Genomic DNA, 21,683 nt, shown 5'->3' on the forward strand with positions numbered 1-21,683 from the left:
GGGAGGCATTATGGCTAAGCCAACTCTTGCGCCAAAATCACAGGGGATGGATCCCCGTTTGTACTGCGATTATGCTCGTTTAGTACGTCTTCAAGCACAAGCAGAATCATTCAGTTTACTTCCTCACCTAAAGGCGGGTAGTGTACTCTCTGGCCGACACAATTCGTTGTTTCGCGGTCGTGGATTGAACTTCGAAGAGCTGCGCCATTACCAATTGGGTGACGATATTCGTAACCTTGATTGGAAAGTTACGATGCGTACAGGTAAGCCGCACGTACGCAGTTATACAGAAGAAAAAGATCGCAACGTAATCGTGTGTGTCGACCAGAGAAGCACAATGTTTTTTGCTTCGACGCAAGTAATGAAATCGGTTGTCGCGGCAGAGATCGCAGCGATGTGTGGGTGGCGAGTATTAAAAGATGGCGACCGAGTCGGTTTTGTCATCGCATCCCAGCAGGCGTTGTTTCACAGCAAGGCACAGCGTTCGCAAAACGATCTTCTGGCGCAACTTAAACGTCTCGCTAAAGCCAATCAATCGCTCAATGTGGACTCCCGCAATTCCGAAAAAGTAACGTTCAGTCAATGGATTGAGCTTATTAAACGCATGAAGCTCAAGCAATCCACTTTGATTTTTATCAGCGACTGGAGCGACTGCGAGGAGCACCACCTTGATCACCTTAAACAGCTACAACAGCACAACGATGTTCTTGCAGTGATGGTCAGTGACCCATTAGAACAAGCGCTACCAGACGATTTGGCAAAATCGAAATGGGTGGTTGGTGATGGGCAGTATCAACTCAATTTAGACAGCAAAGCAAAGGTAGAAGCTGCGAGCGCAAAGCTTGAGGCTCGAACTAGCTTACAGCGTCAATCACTCTCTCAACTTATGGCGATGAAACACCTTCCGCACATCGAACTCGATACGACAGGTGAGCACATTAAACAATTCCAAAAACTGGTAGGAGGGCGTTAAATGAGTGATCTTCCTACGCCTCCGAGTACCTACATACTCAGAGAGCTGCATGATGTGGCTGTACCACCCAGCGTGAGTTGGTACCCGCAAACTATTGGCTGGAAAATTTTAGCGGCGGTTGTGCTCATTGCATTGGTGTATGTCGTATATCGATTGGCTCGGCAATGGTGGCATAATCGTTACCGAAAAGAGGCTCTAATGGCGATTTCGCAAATCAAATCGAGCAACAAAGATATGCCTAAAGCATTGTTCTCGGTGCTTAAAGTAGTGCTGATTCATATTGATAGCCGCAACGCGAAATTGTTTGATACCGCCTTTCTGCGCAAGCTCGATGCGCTGTATCCGCAAACCGAAGATTCTCAAGCAAACTCGCTTGTGGTCTTTAACGATGAGCTTTCAAAGCGCTGGCTACAAAGTATTGTTGACCCAAGGGTTACGCTAACCAACGAAGATCGTGTAACGCTAATTGCTCGTGCGAAAAACTGGGTGAGTGAACACCGTGGTGATGCTCAAAAAAGCGCGGCAAAGAAATCACCACGATTGAAACGCAAAGCACATCAGGGAGGTCAACATGAATGATCTTCTTGCATCGATAACTGGTTTGTCTGGTTTTGAATTTGCTCACCCAATGTGGTTTCTGGTTTTGCCCTTGCCGTTGGTGGTGTACTACTTGGTGCCTGCATATCGCACTAAGCAAATGGCGATCAAAGTGCCGTTTTTTAGTCAGCTGGTGGAAGCGATTGGCGAGACGCCATCAGAAGGTGCAAGCCAGTTGACCCCGAGTTGGTGGCAACGAGCAACGTTAATTCTCTCATGGCTTTTGGTGGTGTGTGCGATGGCAAAACCCACCGTGTTAGGCGAGCCTCAAGTTCGCGAGAGTTTAGGGCGCGATGTGATGGTGGTGGTGGATCTTTCGGGCTCCATGGCCGAGCCAGATTTCACCTCACGTACAGGCGAAAAAATTTCTCGTCTTGATGCGGCAAAAGAAGTGCTGTCGGAGTTTGTTCAGTCTCGTAAAGGTGACCGATTAGGCTTGGTGCTTTTTGGTGATGCTGCTTTCGTGCAAACGCCATTTACCGCAGACCAAAAAGTGTGGCTCGAACTGCTTAACCAAACCGATGTGGCGATGGCAGGGCAGAGTACCCATCTTGGTGATGCGATTGGCTTAGCGATTAAAGTTTTTGAGCAAAGCGATAAGTCGCGTGGTGCTTTAGAACAAGACCAAAACCGTGAAAAAGTCGCGATTGTATTAACCGATGGTAACGACACGGGCAGTTTTGTTGAACCGATTGATGCGGCGAAAGTTGCGAAAGCCAAAGGCGTGAGAGTACACGTCATTGCGATGGGCGATCCGGAAACGATAGGTGAAACCGCGTTGGATATGGAAACGATTCATCGCATTGCGAAAGAATCCGGCGGTGAAGCGTTTGAAGCACTCAACCGTGATGAACTATCGGCTGCCTACGACGAAATTGGCAAACTGGAACCTCAACTTTACGAAAGCACCACATACCGCCCAAAACAAAGCCTTCACCATTACTTGATGGCGTTAGTGGTCATCATGCATTTGCTAGCGTTCAGCGTCGCAACACTCAAAAGAAGGGCTGTTACACGATCATCATTAGGAGAGAGCGATGTTTGATTCTCTTAGTTGGACGCAATTCTTTACGCAGTTTCATTTTATTCGACCACTGTGGTTACTGGCTTTGGTACCCATGTTTTTCTTGGTGTGGTTACGCTGGCGAGAACAAAGCAAGCCAAGCTGGAAGGATATTCTGCCCGAACATTTACGCAATGCTTTGACGATAGGTGAGCGAGGCTGGCGTAAGCAACTGCCGCTTAAGCTCTTGATGCTGATTGTGTTCATCGCCATTGTGATTTGTGCAGGCCCAACGTGGCAACGAGAATCTTCTCCCTTTGGCGAAGATAAAGCCTCTATGCTTGTGGTGCTTGATAACAGTGACTCGATGCTGCAAAAAGATCTCCCACCAAGCCGCCTTGAGCGTTCCAAACAGAAAATACGCGATTTGCTAGCCGCGCGAAAAGGCGGAAAAACGGGTTTAGTCGTGTTCGCGGGCAGTGCTCATGTGGCGATGCCTATAACTCAAGACAGCAAAGTATTTGACCCATTTTTGGCGGCCATTACGCCAGAGATTATGCCCGTGCAAGGTAAGCTTGCCGAAAAAGCCTTGCCGTTAATTGACCAACAATTGCAAGGTCAACCCGGCTCCACCGTTCTGTTGGTGAGCGACGGCGTGAACCCGGCCACGATTGAGCAATACCAAGCGTATTTCTCGGGCAAACCTTATCAACTGTTAATTCTTGCGGCAGGGAACGCTGACATTGTGAGTAACAACCCAATGGATTTGGATTCTCTACAAAAACTGGCCAGCCAGACCAACGGTCGATTGGTGGAAGTGACCGTCGATAACAGTGATATCGAGCAACTGAACCGATACGTTGAGCGCAATATGCAGCTTAATGGCGAATCTTCAATGCCTTGGAAAGACATGGGATATCAACTTCTGTTCCCAATCGCGCTGATCATGATGCTGTGGTTTAGAAAAGGGTGGTTAGTGCAGTGGTGCGTGATTGTAATGGTGAGCGGCACGTTATTGATGCCAACCAGTGCAATGGCGGAGAGCATTTCTGTTAAAGCCGAGCAGCCACAAGTTGTGCAAAAAGTGACGACCTTCGACAAGGTGGCGCAATGGTGGTGGGATTTGTGGCTGACGCCAGACCAACAAGGACAGCGTTTGTTCAACCAAAAAGCGTATTTAGAAGCTGCAAAACACTTTGTCGATCCATTACGCAAAGGCACGGCGTACTACTACGCTAGCGAGTTTGAGCTCGCGCACAGCGCTTTTTTGGAAATGCAAAACGACCCGTCCGAAGAGGTTCGAGATTACGGTCTTTATAATGCGGCGAGTGCATTGGCGCGTCAGCGTGAATATTTGGCTGCACGTGACTTGTTAAAATCCCTAGCCAACAAGCCAACGTTGAGCGAGAGGCTAAGACCGGATGTTGAGCATAACTTGAAAGTGATTGGTGGTATTGTAGAGGACATCAACCGGATGAGTGAGAGTCAGGCAGGAACAGAGCAAGAAGCATCAACCGAGCTAGGCGATAACCCTCAAACCGCAGAAGGGGCGGATGAAAAAACGTCAGCGGAGTTGATGATTAAAGAGACGTTAAGTGCAGACGACATCTTAGGTAGCCAAGAATTAGCCGACAAATGGTTAAAGCGAGTCGAAGCGGATCCTAAATACTTCTTAAATGCGAAGTTTCAGATTCAATTGCGTTCAATAGAAACCGGAGAATCAACTTCTACTGCGAACGAAAATACAGAGGAGGCGGTGCAATGATGAAAAGCCACCGTTTTACGCCCTTTGCTTTACCCTTGTGGTTAGTTATCTGTTTCGGTTTCCTCCTGAGCAGTAGTGTGTTGGCTCAAGATATTCGTGACGTTCAACGAGAGCATGGTGTTGAGTTACAAGCGTGGGTTGGTAAACAACCAACGGCTGGAGAGAAGCGTAAAACACCAAGTTTTAGCGTCAATGAGCAAGTTATTTTAACCATCGAAGTGGCAACGCCGCGTTGGTTTACGGGTGGTACGAGAATTGGCAATATTGAAATACCCAATGTTATCGCCAAACAGCGTAATCAACTAGCAACCAACTTTACTGAGCAAAAAGAGGGACAAACTTGGTCGCGTCAACGCTGGGAAGTGACTTTGTATCCACAAGCATCTGGTGATTTTGTGATTCCACCTGTCGCTGTGGGCGTTCAGGTGTCGGCGCCGGATGGCGAGAAGGTGTCAGGCACACTTTATACGCAGCCGATTAAGTTCAAAACTGTCTTGCCATCGGGATTGTTGAGCGGTGATACGCCTTGGTTTTCTGCAACGCACGTAGACGTAAAACAAGAGTGGGAAACCTCCACTGAGTCACTCAAAGTTGGGGATGCAATCACGCGTAAAATCACCATTTTGGCTCATGATTCGCTATCTGTGTTGCTACCAGACTTGTTGAAAGGAGAATCAACAACCCGTTACCAAGCGTATCCTCAACCGCACCGTCTTACAGATACGCAAACACGTGGTGACTACCAGTCAACACGCACAGAAGAGAGTGTGTACGTGATTCAACAAGGTGGTGAATTAACCCTGCCAGATTATGAGTTCCGTTGGTGGAACAGTAATACTCAACAAGTGGAAACGGTGGTGTTAGAGGGCAAAACATTTGCTGCGAAGCACACGTTGAAATCCTTCATCAAAACGTACTTTGCATGGATTGTATCCACGCTTGTATTTCTGGGTTTTGTGATTATTTCATTGGTAGCCATTAAACGTTACTACCGCAACAGACCGACACCAGCATGGCTGACGTTCCACCGTTTGTTAAAGGCTAAACGTTGGTCTGAAGCAAGGACCATATTGTACAAACAATTGCGTTTAAATACGGCCGAGCTAGAAATGACCAAAGCCGATACGAGTGAATCGTGGCAAAAAAGTGCGTCGCGAATGCAAAATGGTGAAAATAGCGCTCATTTACTGAAGTCGATGTGGCGCAAAGTCCAGACCAAACAAAAACGCTTTAAATTCCGTATTCCGCGAGCGTTACCAGAACTGGACAAAGTCATTGGAAGAGATGGCAATGAATAAAACGGGGCGCTAATATAGCGCCTCGTTTTTATTAGAGAATAGAGTTCAAATGAGCCAAGAGTTTATGCGCCGCGCATTGGAAGTGTCCAAAAATGCGCTTCCTGAATGTCAACCCAACCCGCCGGTTGGCTGCGTGTTAGTGAAAGACAATCAAATCGTTTCTGAAGGTCATACTCAAGCGATTGGTGGCAATCACGCGGAAGTGGAAGCGCTGAATGCGTATCAAGGCTCGTTAGAATCGGTGACGGCATACGTTACGCTGGAACCGTGTTCGTTTGTTGGTCGCACGCCAGCTTGCGCGGTGACATTAGTCAAATCCGGCATAAGCAAAGTCGTCGTAGCCATATTGGACCCCGACCCGCGCAACAGTGGTCGAGGTATCGAGATTCTAAAACAAGCAGGTGTAGAGGTAGAAACGGGTTTGTGCGGCGAGGAAGTCAGCGAGTTTCTTACCCCTTACCTAGGCAAAGCCTAAGTCAAGCTTTACGTTGCACTACGGTGCCAGTTTATGTAGTGAATGAAGTGCGTCAAAATTGAGTTAAAACTCATTAAAACAAGCGATACCGCCCATTTATTGCACTTGGCTACGTGAAGGATCATGCTGTTAGATTAAAATAGAGAAAGTGACTTTTGAAAAATTTAATAGCATGAAACCGACCGACCTTAATCTTATTCCCATTTTCACTGCCATCTATGAAGAGCGTAACTTGTCTCGGGCGGCGGCGCGTTTAAACATCACCCAGCCTGCGGTGAGTAAAGCGCTAGCAAGGCTACGTGATATCTACGATGATCCATTGTTTCATCGTTGCGTTAAAGGTGTCGAGCCTACCTCGTTTGCGATGGATATTTATCCTGCTCTTCTAGCTTCAGTACAAAATTTCACTTCGACATTATCGGCCTCTAGTGAGTTTGACCCTAAAGTGTCGAATAGAGTGTTTTCTATTGCCTGTGTGTCCGTTGCAAGTTTTGAGTTGCTACCTCAAGTCATGAAACAAATCCGTGTGTCGGCGCCAAATGTTGCATTAGAAGTACATCCGCTTTTTACGGAAGATTTTGAAAGTGATCTGCGGTTACAACGATACGATTTGATCATTGATATCACACCAAGAGCAAGAACGGTGTTAAAACTGGAAACTGTACTTACGGAGCGTTTGGTGGTGGTATGTAGCGAAGCGCATCCACGCCTGAATGACGAGATTACGGCTGAACAATTTTTTGAAGAAGAACACGTAGTGGTTTCGCAGTGGCAGAGTCGTAAGAGCTTGTTAAACGCCGATGACATTGTCGACTTGGATAAGAGAAAGATTAAGTATCGAGCCTCAGGCGTACTAGAAATGCTCCCAATTATTTGTGGTAGTGAATACATTGGTTTAATGCCAGAGTCGATGATCAACTTGTTCAATAACACCTATCATGTTAAATCTTTATCAATGCCATTTGATGAACAAATGTATGAGCTTTGTACAATCTGGCATCCCAGTCGCACAAACGACAGCGCCCATCAGTGGTTACGTTCACAGATTAAGCAAGCAGGAAAAGTCATCAACCAATAGGAAGTGCAATGAAAAAGACAATACGTGCCATCCTTAACGGAAAAAAAGCTGGGAATCCAGAGTTAAGAGATGCAATCATGAAAATGAGAGAAAAAGGCATCGACGTACAGGTGCGTGTGACGTGGGAGTCTCAAGACATGCCGCGGCTAGTTAAAGAAGCGGTTGATGAAGGCATTGAACGTATTGTTGTCGCTGGTGGCGATGGGACCGTCAATGAGGCGGCTTCTGCGATTATTCAAATTGACAAAGAAAAACGCCCTGAGTTAGCCATTATTCCCCTTGGTACCGCCAATGACTTTGCTACCGCTATTCAAGTACCTAATTCCATTAAGGCGTCTTTATCTCTTGCTGTTGAGGGGCAGTCCGCTTTGGTCGATTGCGTCAAAGCGAACGATCGCTGCTTTATTAACGTGGCAACAGCAGGGTTTGGCGCAGAAGTTACAGCAGAAACGCCTGTTGAACTCAAAAACTTTCTTGGCGGTGGAGCTTACACGCTAACTGGTGTTGTAAAAGCACTTGGCTTTAAACCATATGACGGAACAATAACGATTGAAGGTGGCGCGTATCAGGGAGAAATGTTGCTCGGTGCGTTTTGTAATGGGCGCCTTGCTGGAGGTGGGCAAGAGTTAGCTCCAAAAGCGATGATTAATGATGGGATGATGGATTTAACATTGGTGCGCCCATTTTTACCTCATGAGCTGCCGAAAGTAATCGACGAGATCAATAACCCGAGTGAGAAAGGAGAGTTTGTGAAGTACACTAAAGCAAGCTGGTTGGAGATAGATTTTCCGAATCCATTGCCTCTTAATTTAGATGGAGAACCTTATCATTCGAGAACCATTAGATTTGATGTTCAGCCTAAGAGTATACGATTAGTCGTACCGCAAGATTGCCCTTGCTTGACTAGCTAAACGAGCGTTTTCCATGATTATTGCTTAACACAGCCACTAAAATGTGGCTGTGTTGCTTGTGTTGAGGTATCAGTCAACCTCTTAACGTTTTTGAATGGTCTCAACGTCTATCTGCGTAGTTGTCCAATCTGAGTCAACCTCTCCTCGAATAATTACGGTATCTTTTGGTGTCACTTCTTGACCCATCCAATCTTCGTTGTCGATCTCTACTTCGATTTCACCAGTGTTGTCTTTGAACAAGTAAGTCTCGTTACCAAATGATTGAACAATATGCCCGGTTAGCACTACAGCGCTGTCGTCGGTTGCGTTGCGCGCCTCTTTCACCGTATTGATTGCACTGACTTCTGGACCATTAAACGCGGCGAAAGCCGAGCTTGAAAGTAGGGCAAGCATGGATGTTAACAATACTCTTTTCATTATCATCTCCTTATATTAGAAGTAATAAGTTGTGCCTACGTTAAAGGATGCAGTGTTTGCGTAGCTGTCTAGTTGGTATTTAGCGTTTGCGCCAATGGTGAGCTTTGGCAACACTTGGTATTCCGCGCCCACAGAGAGCATTGCGCCTAACTCGTTGCTTTTCTCCGAGCTATGGAAAAGCGTGTTGCTTATTTCCACATCGTCATTCGCGACAAGCTCATATTCTTGATGTTGAGCAACCTTGGCGTTGTATTCCGTGTACGTTAGACCCGCTTTGAATTTTGTTGTCCATTTATCATTTAATGCATAGTTAAACACAGGAGCCAACGACACTTGCTTGGCTTTGATTGACGCATCCCAATCCATTTCATGATGGTAATCTTTGCCATCGATTGACTTGATACCTAGGTTTTTTGAACGACTATCATCAAGGTCAAACTGGCTGTAACCTAGTTCCAATGCCCAGTTGTCATTAAATGCGTAACCGACAAAGCCTGAGAAAATACCGTCTTCAAGCTCAGGGTTGAGTGTTACGTTGTCAGTTGAAAAGTGAGGTTCCAAATCATGGTCAGTGGTGCCTAGTCCATATTCCAGACCTACATAAGGAGCCGCAGATACCGAAACTGAGCAGGTAACAAGTAACGCAAGAAGTGTTTTGTTCATTTTATTTTGCCTCTTCAAATCAACTTAGTGAGTAGAAGCGCATTTTGTGTGAAGAAGCGTGAAGCGATCGTGAAGAAACGAAAAAATGTTTAGAAAAAAGAGCAAGGGGCGATAACCGAGGGGCGGTTTGAGTGAACAAACACCAAGCTCTTTATATAGAGTAAGTTAAGTTGCTGCGACGTAACACACCGCAAACGGGACATTAAGGCGAGTAAACTCTTTGATCCAACGCCATTGGTTATCCTGGAGTTTATCGCCAGGGCCTTTCACTTCAATCCACTCGAACTCGTTTTCTTTAAAAGCAATGAGATCCGGCATCCCATTACGGTAAAGCTTAAGGTCGCTCAATTGTATTTTGAACAGCGCCATCAGCATATTGGTTGGGATAGTGTTGAGTGCTGTTTCGAGTAGCTCTTTACTTATTAAATTCCAATGTACAAATGGATTACTGATGCCAAACTTCTCATCGTATTTTGTCAATAACATCTGGGTGTTGCCCGCTTCTAGTTCGGCAAAAGCGGTGTCTATCAAAGCTTGGCGCTTGGTAACAAAATCCGAGTGATATAAATCTAAAGGACGGTGTTGATAAGCGTTAATGAATGCCCCTTCAATAGGAGCAAAAATCGCATCCCAAAAAGTGAGACCAAGTAATGCATTAAGCAGTGCATTTTCGGCGTAAAATACAGTCCAGCCTAAGGACTCAAAATACGCTTTGCTGGCGAGTTCGACTCTCTGTTGAGATAAATCCAGTTCAAGGCAGTATTCCGTACAGGTTGGCTTCGTCACTCTTGGCACTTTCTCGCCTTGTTTTCGTTTTAACCGTTGCTCAAGTTTTTGTGCAACTTCGAGCTCAGACACATCGATCGGTGAGTTAAGCATATCTGTGACAATGTCACAAAATAAATCATCATGGTTTAATTTGTCATAGATACGTGCGCGTCGTTCTCGGCTCGGTGTGAGTTGAGTTTGGCCAAATAGAGATAGGGCGGTCTCTAGATCATTAAGCCGTTCGTAATCACGTGCTATGTCATTCAACATGTGCTCGCGTTTACGATCTACGTAACGGTGTTTAACGGGCTGAGGCATTGCCTCAATTAATAAGTCGAGATTGGCTTTGTCTTTTCGGTCAAATTGCCAGTACAGGTTGGCCAACTGGCTCAGTTCAATTAAGCGGTCTATTTGCTCACGTGAATCAAAGAAACGGCGCACTTTACTCAATTGATATTGCTCGAACTGATGCAAACCTAAGTCATCAAGCACAAACTGACTTAAGTCTTGATGGGTGTTGGCAAAAAACAGAGTGAGTAACACGTCGATCATATGAGCAGAATTGAGTTTGACGATCGTAAACTCAAGCCGCTCTATACGATCAAATTCCGTATTACTCAAATGTTCGACAAGGGCGTCTTTCTTGAGTGATTTCGGCAGTTCGGGATAAAGCGCGGAGATTTCTGGTTTGGTCAGTAAATTAGCCGCTAACTCTTGATGAGAAAGGGGTGGGGAAAGGGCTACAAACTCATGCTGACTCAATTCTGCCAGTGCTTCATTGATAGAAGGTATTTCTTGATAACTCAGCTTATCACTTCGAAACCAACATCCCTTTCGGCTGTATAAACGCACCAAAAGGCACTGGGCGTGTTTGCTCAAAGAATCAAACGAGCAAAGCCATGCGTGTTCTTCCTTGGTCAGTAAATCGCTGTACCAAGTTATTGCGTGATGAGTCAGCTTGAAGAAGTTCTCTAGATAGTAGTCTGGTGCAAGTTCGATAGGGCTTTCCATAAACGACCGATAACAAAAAAGGCTTAACCCATAGGTTAAGCCTTTTCGCTATCAAATCAATTCGCAATTATGCGTTTTTTAGCTGTGCTACTTTCGCTTCAGACAATGGCTTAGTGATGAACGCTAGTACGATACATACTGCCATCATTGCTGAAGAAATTGTGTAAGCCAAGGTGTAGCCGTCGCCATTTGTCATCGAGAAACCAACAACCGCTGCGCCGATTGCACCACCGATACCCCATGCTGTGTAAAGCACGCCGTAGTTAGTGCCGTAGTTTTTCAGACCGTAGAACTCAGCCGTTAGAGTAGGGAATACCGCTAGAAGTGTGCCGTAACCTACCGCTGCGATTGCTGTACCGATGATCAGTGTAAACTCAGAGTCGAACGTCGCGAACAGCACCATGTTTACGCCTTGTAGAACGAACGCGAGTAGAAGCGTACGAACACCGCCGATTTTATCTGCAAGCATACCCGCGGCAACACGACCGCCAGAGTTAAATACAGCAAGAATAGACGCTAGGTAAACCGCGTTTGGCAAGTTTGCTTGAACGCTTGCGATTGTCGTGATGTTACCAATGATCATTAGACCAACAGAAGCTGCAAACGCGTACATGATCCATAGAGAGTAGAACTGTGGCGTTTTCAACATTGCTTTCCAAGTTAAGTCATCTGACTTTTTCACCGCTTTAGGTGCTTGGCCTTCTTTTACTTTAGGCTCCGCAGGTGTGTAGTCTGCTGGTGGGTTGTTGATGGTTGCTGCAAGAGGAACTGCAATCGCTAGGATACCAACACCAAGAACCATAAAGCTAGTTTGAATGCCCATGCTGTCTATTAGCGCAGAAGTTACTGGCGCAAGGTAAATAGCCGCTAGACCAAAACCTGCCGCAATAATGCCGTTAACCATACCTTTCTTCGAAGCGTGGAACCACTTCATCGCAGAAGGTGATAGGCATGCGTAACCAAAACCGATACCTGCACCTGTGATCACGCCGAATGTAATGTTCAGCATGAGTGGAGAGTTCACAAAGCCAGAAGCGATCATGCCCAGACCTGTAAGAACAGTACCTAGGATAAGGATCATTCGAGGGCCCATGCGGTCTTGAAGAATACCTGCAATAAGAAGACAGATAGAGAAAGTGATGGTTGCAGTTGCGTAAGGTGCAGAAGCTTCTGCAGCACTCCAGCCTGATTCAGTTACCAGTGCCTTGTTGAATACACTCCAAGCATACAGGATGCCAAGACAAAGGTTGATACAGAACCCTGCTAACAGGATGCGCATAGCTTTATCAATCTTGCTCATTTTTATTCTCAGTTTTTCCTCTTATTGGCAATGCCGCAAAGAAGGTTGGTTTAAAGATGTTTTTTCTCAAAATTAGTTTGCGTTTTTCAACGTTTAACGCAATGAGCGCGGATTATAACCAATAAATATGTGATTGGAATCTCTTTTTACGGTTACTGATAAAATAATTTGCAACATTAAAAGTGGATGTGAATTCATGGTTTTGTATGTAGTAAGAACGTTGTAAAAAAGTGATATTTTTTGTTCGCTAATAACGAATGATGAGTCAAGACAGAGAGGTTTTACGCTGTTGAGTGCACAGTTCACATTTCAAATAAAAAATTTCAAAATGTTTCCATGTTAACCATCTGTAACAAAAATGGCGAATTTATCATCTGACGGTCGTAAGTATCAGATGCAAAGGGTTTCTTAATTTTTAATTGTTAACCTTTTGTAATAATTGAAGCTGATTAGCTTTTGTGTTCATTAAGTGAGCAAAAAAGTAACTTGTAATTGCTGATTTTAGGCGCAAAATATAGTGAAAAATGAGTTTCCATTTATGAAGGGATGCTTTTTAGATTTGTTGTGAGGTGACTTATGAAACTGTTCCTATTACTCATGGCTTCGGTATCCGCTGGTATCGCATCAGCAGACCACATCCATTCATTTATGTTGGGCTTATCCATTGCTTCTTTAGCGGTAGGGAGCTGTTATTTCTTCGCATTTCGCAGCTCGCGCTTTCCACAGCTTGCTTTATTCCTACTCATTTGCGGTATGCTTTCTAAGTTGACGATAACCGTAGTCGGTGTGATGTGGGGAATGTCCGCGGAATTAATCACGTCTCCAATCGTATTCGCACTTTCATATTTATTCTTTTCGCTTGCCGTTACCTACTTATGGTTTAGCTACAGAGAGAGCATCACTAAGATTCCTGACCGATTTAAGTCAGCGTAAATCATCACATTAGAATAAAAAAACGCCAGCACATTTGCTGGCGTTTTTAATTAAACGTAATTTTGTTCGGATATTGCTTTTAGTTTGATCGTGGCAATACCGTTAGGCACTCATTGGAACAAGCACCATAGTACCAATAATCACCGTGATAAGGCCTGCTAGAACTGGAACGGATGTGCGTTTTACAACCTCAAACGGGCTGATGTTTGCCATACCTGATGTCGCAACGATTACGCCAGATACTGGTGAGATAGTACGGCCTAGGTTTGATGCTTGAAGCATCGGGATAATTAGGAACGCAGGGTTTAATCCCATTTTAGCAGCTAAAGATGGTGCTAACTCCACGAACGCATAGAAAGGCGCGTTGCCCGAACCCGTTGCAATTGCTGCTGCAACTGTCAATGCAGTTAGAATAAGCATTAAAGCAACGCCGCCTGCACCAGCATTGTCTGCGAGATGAAGTAAGTTATCGATAGCGCCGATAGACATCAGACCTTGTGCAAAAACCCCTGCGGCAACCAAAAGCATCACAACGCCTTTAAACGCGTCAGCCATGCCCGCGTAACAAGAATCTAAATCTTCTAGTGATTTCTTACCATCGAACTTATTTACAACATAATGGATCAGAGATCCAAGGAAAATCGAACCAACCACAATAGTGTAGATGTCTAGACTAAGTCCTGGAATGGTACGACCGTTGAATAGGAAAACGCCGATGATAGGTAGAAATGGAAGAGCTGCATAAAACGCTGGTGCGTCAGCTTTGATCTCTGATACATCAATTTTTTCCATTGGCGTATTTTCTTTCTTATCTAAGTATTTGTTCCAGAAGAACGCTGCCGCTGCCATGACGATGATTGCGCAAATAGAAACAGGCAACACAGTTTGTACCGCAAACACATCAAGCTCTAAACCAGACTTTTCTGCTGCGATAACAACATCACCAGAAGTAGGAGAAAGGATGATTGCCGCTGGAGAGGCACACACTGCAACGGCTGCTGGACGAGAAATGCCCATCGCGACCATCATTGGGAATAGTGTCGCCATTAATAGTACGCCAAGGCCTGTTGCAGAACTTACCGCAAGAGACATTAAACACGCCACAATGTAAGCCGCTACCAAAAGGACGTAAGGAGACTTGATGACAGAAAGCGGTTTAGAGAACTGTTTCACTACCACGTTGTTCGCGCCGATATGAGTCATGTATGACGCAAAACCACAAAGCAGCATGATTTGCATACCAAGACCGCCACCGCGGTATTGAAGCATGTATTTCACGTATTCCAGCGCATCTGTCACCATGTTACCAGTTGAGGTGATTTTTGACGGCAGCACGTCGTGCCCCAAAACGCCAGTCATAAGAAGTAAAGCAATACCAGCTGTCAGTAACACGCCCGCAGCTTTATAGCCTTTGACAATAAAGTAACCCACCGCAATGGTAACCACTAAGCCAATTAAGAGCTCTAACATAGGGATCTCCGAATGTTATGTAAAAAAGAAAGAAACTGTTTCAGTTTATGACAAGGAATTTACAGAATTCTTAGCTGTGGCACGAGACAAATATGGGGCTTGCATGATCTGAGACAAATAATAATTTAATAAATAATTTCGTTAGATTGTATTGTTGGAATTTGGTTTTCTAAGTGTTATGTACTGGTTTGAAGCTATTTATAGGAAGGAAAATATGACTAGGAAAGTGAATGAATAAAGAGTGAATTGATTCACAATAGGAAAAAGACTTTACTCAGTAAGCAATTATTGGAAAACACTCTTCACAACAAAAAAGCTTCGCCGAAGCGAAGCTAAGTAATCGTAAGAATGAGGATAAACTATGCGTATCGACGAACCATAAGGTTCCAACTACGCTGCTGCCGTTCGAACTCTGCTTTAATTTGCTGATACTTCATTTTTGTTACAGAACATTCGTATTTCTTTACCACACTGGCAGTTTTGGCACCGAGTACTTCTTTGCGCATCTCGTAGTATTCCTGCATGTGATGAACTAGAGTATCAAACTCGTGCTGTAGCTGATCGAGGATTGTTTGCGTGTTCGGTTTCGATTCTAGCTTTTCTCTTGCTTTCTTCAAAAGTTGACTCGCACGGGCTTTTTCAATTCTAAATGTAGGCGTTGTGCGCAACTTAGATGTGAGTCCTAGCCAAGAACATGACTTTATCAACCACTTCGTTGGGTCGTAATGCCACCAATACACGCCATTGCGATAGTCATTCTCGAAAATATGATGGAAATTATGGTAACCCTCTCCAAATGTGAAAAAGGCGAGTACACCATTATCGCGAGCAGTGTTTTTGTCTGTGAAAGTTTGCTTACCCCAAATATGTGCGAGGGAGTTAATGAAAAAAGTCGTATGGTGACTCATAAAGAGTCGAGCCGCACCAACGACCAATAACATCCCCCAGATATCACCGTAGATCAGTCCGAGCATGACTGGGAAACCAATATTAGTCAGTAGGGCAAGTGGAACATAATACTTATGCTGCCACATGACGATTTTGTCGCGCTTTAGATCACGGCAGTTTGTATATTCGTTTTCCTTTGATTTATTGTAATCACGTAACATCCACCCAATGTGAGAATACCAAAAACCCCGCTTGGCTGAATACGGATCTTTATCGTTATTGTCGACATGTTTGTGATGCACACGATGATCAGAAGACCAATGTAATGCACTATTTTGCAAAGAAAATGCTCCTCCAATCGCAAAAATGGCGCGCAAAATAGGATGAGCTTCGTATGTTTTGTGGCTCCAGAGACGATGATAGCCTGCTGTAATAGAAAGGTTAGTAAAACTAAATGCAATCACTCCCCAAATTAGATGTTCCCAACCCAGTCCAAAATGATATGCATACCAAGGCATTACAATAAAAGTCAGAACAAAACTGGCAGAAAATATTAATGTATTCAACCAGATAACAGGTGGTTTGTTTTGAGTCACAGGTGTATCCCTAACTTTGAGCTAACAACTGTTCGCCAGAATATCAGCGTACACATGTAAGTCAAATTAAAGTTAGACAAATGTGACTATTCCTTTGGGTGTAGATTAAGGAACTTGATGGGATATTTTGCTTTTAATTGAATAATGAGTAGTATTAAAAAATGAGCTCTGGCTTAAGGTGTATAAAATCTGCCAAGAAACAAGTGTTATAAAGGTGGAATATACCGAGACTCTATAAAGAAGCAAAAATGTAAGAAAATAGGAATACGTAATGGATTTACGATTAGCGGAATATAAGGACTACGAGCGCATTGCGCATCTTCATGCGGATAGCTGGAAGCGTCATTACCGTGGCATTCTTAGTGATAACTATCTTGAGAAAGAAGCGATTGACGACAAACTACTGATTTGGCAAACCCGTTTGACCAACCCACCATTCAATCAGCACATTGTCTTGGCGGAGGAGGGAGGTTTGCTACTTGGCTTTGTTTGTGTGTTCGGCAACCATGATTTCGAGCGTGGAACCTTTATTGACGCATTGCATGTTGATGACAGTTACCGTGGTCGTGGGATTGGTAAGCAGCTATTACTTGCTGTCGCAGAATGGCAACAGCAGTACTTTAAAGACACAGGTCTTTATTTAGAAGTTGTGTCGCAAAACATTTCTGCGATTGAATTCTATCGCCACATTGGTGGTCAAGAGGATCAAGAGCGAACTTGGCGCGCACCTGATGGCAAAGAGGTGTTAGAAAAAGTATTCCGTTGGAAGAACGCCCAGTCATTAGTTAGTGGGATTGAGGAAAACGTGATTTACTCCTAACCTAGCGTTCTAAAACATTAGATAAGAGCAGTCTCAACACTGCTCTTTTTTGTTTATGCACCCTAACGTTATGTTTTATTGAAAGCTTTCTAGAAGTTAACCCCCATGGCTTTTAGTTCGAGCTCACATTGCTGAGCATTTTCAAACTGAATAGCAGCCATGCCAACTGCTCGGGCACCTTCAACATTGTAAGGCATGTCATCAAGAAATACTGTCTCTTCGGGGTTAAGCTGATACTTTGAAAGTAGAGTTTGGTAGATCTCCGCTTGTGGTTTTAGTAATTGAACTTCAGAAGAGATGATTGCTCCATCAAACAGTGGCCAAAACTCATAGGTAGTACGAAGATGTTCCACAATTTCGTTGATGTTGTCTGTGAGCGCATATACGCCATATCCGGCTCTTTTTACTCGTTTTAACAGCTCTATACTGCCGTAAAGTAATATTTGAGTGTGTTTTACATAATAAAAGAAGCGGTCCATTTCTTCCGTCGTTACTTGGTGTTCACGTTGATAACGCTGTTTTGCTTCCCTTTCGGAGATCGTCCCTTTATTTAAATCTTTCCAGATTTGTGATGAAAATAGCATCTGAGCCATTTTCTCTGATTCTACGGAACCACCAAATGTTAAGCGAACGATTTCGACTGGAGACCAGCGTACCAACACATTACCTACATCAAAAATGACATTTTTTATCTGGACAGAATTCATAACACACCCCAAGCCAATTGTTCTTCACCACGCTATATGCGGTGAGTGCTGTTTTTGAATCGTTGGAAAGTCGTGCCAAAGGCGCGACTTAAGTTTCTTACACAAAATGAGATTAACATCCAATTGGATACAGAGCGATTATCGCAAAATTGCACTAAACTATATGCAACTTTGTTTATTTGGTTGTAAATCAAGTGTAGCTGTCTTAAAAGATTGAAACTAAAGATAAGTATTGCGAGCTGTTTACGTCATTTCGCGCTGCTTATAAATGATGATTAATATATAATTAGTTAATAATAAAACGATAAAAGTGAATCAAAATCACATTGTTGTGCGTCAGGCGGAGTAAGCAAAACAGATTATATGGACTCGATACGTAAGGTTTATCAATATGCAGAACCAAACCTAACTCTCGTTGGCTGGATGGGGTTTCTTGGCTTTCCGCTGTACTACTTTGTCTGGGAGTTTGCCTTTCCACAGGCTTATGAAAATTTACCTCTTAGATTGTTTTGCTCGTTATTGTTTTTCGGCATCATTTTTAGAAACCGCTTATCATCGACTTGGAGAGATTATGTTCCTATTTACTACCAAGTGACGATAACGCTGTGCTTACCGTTTTTCTTTTTTTATATGTTACTGATGAATGACTGGTCCAATGTATGGGTTATGTCGTTTATGTCTGCAATTTTCTTACACATTTTACTGGTTCATGTTACTAGGGTCATGTTTGCTCAAACCTTTGCTGGGATAGGTTTAGCAACATTCTTCGCTTGGGTTGCAAAAGGGTTCCATCTTGACTTGACCATGGATTGGACTCATGTGCCAATCTTTCTGTTTATTTATGTCTTCGGTAATTTGTTCTATTTTCGTAACCAAGTTGAACATGAAGCGAAAGTCTCGCTGGCAAAATCATTCGGGGCAGGGATCGCACATGAAATGCGTAACCCGTTGAGTGGGCTTTGCACTTCAATAGATGTTATCCAGTCGATCTTGCCCAACATGAAAGAGGCAGGAAAAGAGCAGTACGTCATGAGTGTAGAGGATGTCACCTTATTACGTGAAGTGAGTCAGGATGCAATGAACATTATCCAATCGGGTAATGAAACCATCGATTTGTTGCTAACTTCGATTGATGAAAATCGAGTTTCTCGTTCTAGCTTCAAAAAATATTCAGTTCACTCGGTCGTTGAACGGGCAATTGAAAGCTTCAGTTATAAACGTGCCACTGATCGATTTGCCATATCGCTGGATGCGAGAAGTGAGTTTGGGTTTCTAGGTAGTGATACATTACTTAAATACGTTATGTATAACCTCTTCAAGAATGCCTTCCATCACCGTAAATCTGAAGATTTTCACATACATGTATCCATGATAAGTTCAGAACGCTTTAATCAAATTGTTGTAACCGATAATGGTGCTGGTATTGCTCCTGATGTTCTACGCAATATCTTTCAAGACTTTTACACCACCGGCAAATCAGGAAGTTATGGTTTGGGCCTACCGTTTTGTAAAAAAGTCATGCGTTCATTTGGGGGGAACATTGAGTGTCAATCTCAGTTAGGGGAGTGGTCTCAATTTACGTTAACTTTCCCACTAACGACATCTGATACCGTTACTGAAATCAAAAACGATCTGACTAAACTCAAAACCATTCTAACGGTGACTAGCCAAGATATCTTGGTGTCTAAAGTAACAGATATTAGCCGTTTTATGGGCTTTGACTCGACGATTTTAGATGCCAACCAAGTACTCAAAAAGAAAGAGTACGAGTTCGAATTCGATCTGATTTTTATCGATCTTGAGAGCTTAAATCCAAGAGCAAACCAATTGGATAGATTAGAATCTCTCTTGTCTTTCACTGAAGCACGCATAGTTTATCTTTTTGAGCATCATCCGACTCAGAGAGCACGTAAGGCTGCATATGAACCTATTTGGATCGAAACGCAAGCCTGGTTATTGAATACTAAACCAACTATTGAGCGTCTCTTATATGATTCAAGCTATGTATCGACACCAACGGCCTCGGTGACGTTAGATAATTCAAATAAGCGCACAATTATGGTCGTGGATGATAATGAATCTTTGCGTAAATTCACGGCAATGTTACTTGAAAAGCAAGGCTTTGAAGTGATTCAGAAAGAAGACGGGCAGCAGGCTCTGGATACACTAGAGCAAGAAGATGTTGATCTCATTCTGATGGATATCGAAATGCCAATTATGGATGGTGTAGAAGCGTCTAGGCGAATTCGAAGCTCGGATAAAAACTATGCGTCGGTACCTATTATTGCGCATACAGGGGATAGTTCACCTGTCACGTTGGACAAAATTGGGTCTTCGGGTATGTCTGACTTCATCGTAAAACCGGCGGATAAAAATCGTTTGTTCGATAAAATCGCAAACTGGATCTAATCATTCGCGACTTGTTTTCTTGAGGCGAGTTGCTCACAACGAATAACACGAATAAAGAGCTCAGCAAAACTGTTGAGCTCTTTAGTTTTATCTACACACTAACTTACACAAACTCTAAGTCAGGGTGTGCAAATGCTTGTTGGCAGACAGTGAGTACATGATCAACTTCAGCAGCTGTCATGTCTGCATTGACTGAAAAACGGATGATGTTTTTGTTCCTTCCAGTTGCAGGGCGGCAAAACACTGCGCCGTAAACATTTCGCTCTTCGAGAAAGTCGCGGACTCGCTCAGTGTTTCTCTCGTTACCACATTCTAATGCGATAATTTGTGATTCACTGCGAATAGTAAATCCAATGCGTTTTAAACCAACGGCTAAAGACTTGGCTCTTTCAAACAGAATATCTCGCTTATCATCTGATTTTCTTATGACGTCCAGTGTTTTCTCTAGCCGAATGATCTCTTGCGGTAATACGGTAGAACTAAATATTGCAGGGTACGCCACAAATGGAAGCGTCTTCGCCAGTTTTTCTGGGCCTAAAATCGCGCCAGCACGATAAGCAAATGTCTTGGCAAGACTAACGGTAATAAAATCTACCTTATGAGTTAAGCCAAGACCCTGCAGTATCCCCGCACCTTGTGGACCGTGTGTACCTAAAGAGTGTGATTCATCTACAACCAGGCCGCAGTCAAACTCCTGTGCTATTTCGTAGATATCACGTAGAGGAGCGATGGTCCCGATAGTGCTGTAAACCGAATCCACAACAATGATCCCTGAACCGTGACGTGAAATCTGCTTTCTTAGGTGACTGGTGTTGTTATGCATGAACGGATGAATTTGTGCTCCGGCAATACGTGCGCCTTCCCACAAAGACATATGTGCAAAGAAATCAATGTACACAGGTATGTTCGGTGCACAAATAGTCTGCAATAAACCGACATTCGCAGCCCAACCAGATTGAGAAAGTAGACAACTAGGCATACCAACGAAACTGGCTAGTTGCGTTTCAAATACAGGTTTCGATTCATCGTCTTGTAAGAAAATCGCGGACATCACGACGTTGTCATCGTGCTGGGAAATCGCATCACGATGCGCGTTTTGAATCTCCTTATTATGAGACAGTGCAAGGTAATCATTGCTTTGCAGGACAACGGCATTACACGGTGGGCGTTTACCAAGAACAAGGTGTTTTTTGTTCTCATTCGGTTCGATTAGATCTTGAATATAAAAATCTAGGCGTTCCTCGATAAAGGAGGGAAGTGGTTTGCTTTGTATAGTTTCACTCATAATAAATCTCTTCTTCATATGGAAAAACGCCAGCGCTGACACTTATTCATATTGCGGATTTTGGGGAGAGTGTCACTAACCAGGTTGCATAAGTTTGCAGACCCTTGCAAACTCGACATTTGAGGGTTGGATGGTGGCTGTAACTCTATAGGGGCCCGGGGTCTAAACTAGTTTGTGCTTAAAGTTTATACGGCGATTTTGCGGTGTTTTTTCGTGCTTCATATCTGGGATTTTGGATGAGGAATATAAAGTTTGAAAAGTGAAAAAATGGGCGCATTAGATAACAAAAAAGGCGCGAAAATCGCGCCTTGAAACA

Annotated in this window: 19 protein-coding genes; 11 read left to right on the plus strand and 8 right to left on the minus strand. The window is 43.8% G+C overall.

Annotated features, from left to right (window positions below):
• Nucleotides 1–10 precede the first annotated feature (10 nt).
• The 8 genes from UQW94_RS00720 to yegS all read left to right on the plus strand — a co-directional run bounded on the left by UQW94_RS00720 (nucleotide 11) and on the right by yegS (nucleotide 8,100).
• Entirely contained in the window at nucleotides 11–973 is a 963-nt protein-coding gene (locus UQW94_RS00720) for a DUF58 domain-containing protein (protein WP_046875998.1), read from the plus strand.
• Nucleotides 974–1,552, plus strand: a complete 579-nt coding sequence (locus tag UQW94_RS00725; protein ID WP_213915794.1) for a DUF4381 domain-containing protein — start codon at nucleotides 974–976, stop codon at nucleotides 1,550–1,552.
• Nucleotides 1,545–2,615: a vWA domain-containing protein gene (locus UQW94_RS00730; RefSeq protein WP_213915793.1), complete on the plus strand. Its 1,071-nt coding sequence runs from the start codon at nucleotides 1,545–1,547 to the stop codon at nucleotides 2,613–2,615. Before UQW94_RS00725 ends, UQW94_RS00730 begins: the two co-directional genes overlap by 8 nt.
• Nucleotides 2,608–4,338: a vWA domain-containing protein gene (locus UQW94_RS00735; RefSeq protein ID WP_322141910.1), complete on the plus strand. Its 1,731-nt coding sequence runs from the start codon at nucleotides 2,608–2,610 to the stop codon at nucleotides 4,336–4,338. Before UQW94_RS00730 ends, UQW94_RS00735 begins: the two co-directional genes overlap by 8 nt.
• Nucleotides 4,335–5,636: a BatD family protein gene (locus tag UQW94_RS00740; protein WP_213871072.1), complete on the plus strand. Its 1,302-nt coding sequence runs from the start codon at nucleotides 4,335–4,337 to the stop codon at nucleotides 5,634–5,636. The genes UQW94_RS00735 and UQW94_RS00740 overlap by 4 nt, the downstream gene beginning before the upstream one ends.
• A 49-nt stretch (nucleotides 5,637–5,685) precedes the next feature.
• Nucleotides 5,686–6,111 carry a bifunctional diaminohydroxyphosphoribosylaminopyrimidine deaminase/5-amino-6-(5-phosphoribosylamino)uracil reductase RibD gene (locus UQW94_RS00745; RefSeq protein WP_053349169.1) on the plus strand — a complete coding sequence of 142 codons (426 nt, stop codon included), beginning with the start codon at nucleotides 5,686–5,688 and terminating at the stop codon, nucleotides 6,109–6,111.
• Nucleotides 6,112–6,283: 172 nt separating this feature from the next.
• Nucleotides 6,284–7,189 (plus strand): LysR family transcriptional regulator, encoded by a 906-nt coding sequence (locus UQW94_RS00750; RefSeq protein ID WP_005376541.1) that lies wholly within the window; start codon nucleotides 6,284–6,286, stop codon nucleotides 7,187–7,189.
• 8 nt (nucleotides 7,190–7,197) lie between these two features.
• Complete coding sequence (gene yegS / locus UQW94_RS00755) at nucleotides 7,198–8,100, plus strand: lipid kinase YegS (RefSeq protein ID WP_322141911.1); 903 nt, start codon at nucleotides 7,198–7,200, stop codon at nucleotides 8,098–8,100.
• 81 nt (nucleotides 8,101–8,181) lie between these two features.
• On the opposite strand, the gene UQW94_RS00760 is transcribed toward yegS, so the two are convergent.
• The 4 genes from UQW94_RS00760 to UQW94_RS00775 form a co-directional block, all read right to left on the minus strand.
• A complete protein-coding gene (locus UQW94_RS00760; protein ID WP_167416069.1) occupies nucleotides 8,182–8,517 on the minus strand; it encodes a YgiW/YdeI family stress tolerance OB fold protein in 336 nt (111 codons plus the stop codon).
• A gap of 15 nt (nucleotides 8,518–8,532) precedes the next feature.
• A complete protein-coding gene (locus tag UQW94_RS00765) occupies nucleotides 8,533–9,180 on the minus strand; it encodes an AcfA family outer membrane beta-barrel protein (protein ID WP_322141912.1) in 648 nt (215 codons plus the stop codon).
• 165 nt (nucleotides 9,181–9,345) lie between these two features.
• Nucleotides 9,346–10,959, minus strand: a complete 1,614-nt coding sequence (locus UQW94_RS00770; protein ID WP_262653583.1) for a VRR-NUC domain-containing protein — start codon at nucleotides 10,957–10,959, stop codon at nucleotides 9,346–9,348.
• 67 nt (nucleotides 10,960–11,026) lie between these two features.
• Complete coding sequence (locus tag UQW94_RS00775; protein ID WP_005388232.1) at nucleotides 11,027–12,259, minus strand: OFA family MFS transporter; 1,233 nt, start codon at nucleotides 12,257–12,259, stop codon at nucleotides 11,027–11,029.
• Nucleotides 12,260–12,835: 576 nt separating this feature from the next.
• On the opposite strand from UQW94_RS00775, the gene UQW94_RS00780 reads away from it, so the two are divergent.
• Nucleotides 12,836–13,192, plus strand: a complete 357-nt coding sequence (locus tag UQW94_RS00780; protein ID WP_005376535.1) for a hypothetical protein — start codon at nucleotides 12,836–12,838, stop codon at nucleotides 13,190–13,192.
• Between the two features lie 102 nt (nucleotides 13,193–13,294).
• Here UQW94_RS00780 and dcuC read toward each other — a convergent pair whose 3' ends face one another.
• Together dcuC and UQW94_RS00790 are read right to left on the minus strand one after the other, a co-directional pair.
• Entirely contained in the window at nucleotides 13,295–14,662 is a 1,368-nt protein-coding gene (gene dcuC, locus UQW94_RS00785; RefSeq protein WP_203345392.1) for an anaerobic C4-dicarboxylate transporter DcuC, read from the minus strand.
• A gap of 359 nt (nucleotides 14,663–15,021) precedes the next feature.
• Complete coding sequence (locus UQW94_RS00790; RefSeq protein WP_017821552.1) at nucleotides 15,022–16,146, minus strand: acyl-CoA desaturase; 1,125 nt, start codon at nucleotides 16,144–16,146, stop codon at nucleotides 15,022–15,024.
• 271 nt (nucleotides 16,147–16,417) lie between these two features.
• Between UQW94_RS00790 and UQW94_RS00795 the strand changes: the two genes are divergently transcribed.
• On the plus strand, nucleotides 16,418–16,966 hold the full coding sequence (locus UQW94_RS00795) for a GNAT family N-acetyltransferase (RefSeq protein WP_005376525.1): 549 nt from the start codon (nucleotides 16,418–16,420) through the stop codon (nucleotides 16,964–16,966).
• 89 nt (nucleotides 16,967–17,055) lie between these two features.
• On the opposite strand, the gene UQW94_RS00800 is transcribed toward UQW94_RS00795, so the two are convergent.
• Nucleotides 17,056–17,673, minus strand: coding sequence for an HAD family hydrolase (locus tag UQW94_RS00800; protein WP_017635351.1), 618 nt, complete (start codon nucleotides 17,671–17,673; stop codon nucleotides 17,056–17,058).
• A gap of 363 nt (nucleotides 17,674–18,036) precedes the next feature.
• Here UQW94_RS00800 and UQW94_RS00805 point away from each other — a divergent pair, with 363 nt between their 5' ends.
• On the plus strand, nucleotides 18,037–20,082 hold the full coding sequence (locus tag UQW94_RS00805; RefSeq protein WP_322141913.1) for a response regulator: 2,046 nt from the start codon (nucleotides 18,037–18,039) through the stop codon (nucleotides 20,080–20,082).
• Between the two features lie 103 nt (nucleotides 20,083–20,185).
• On the opposite strand, the gene cqsA is transcribed toward UQW94_RS00805, so the two are convergent.
• On the minus strand, nucleotides 20,186–21,367 hold the full coding sequence (gene cqsA / locus UQW94_RS00810) for an alpha-hydroxyketone-type quorum-sensing autoinducer synthase (protein WP_017635350.1): 1,182 nt from the start codon (nucleotides 21,365–21,367) through the stop codon (nucleotides 20,186–20,188).
• Nucleotides 21,368–21,683: the final 316 nt, after the last annotated feature.

The sequence above is a fragment of the Vibrio sp. PBL-C16 genome, assembly GCF_034321865.1.
Classification (GTDB): domain Bacteria; phylum Pseudomonadota; class Gammaproteobacteria; order Enterobacterales; family Vibrionaceae; genus Vibrio; species Vibrio alginolyticus.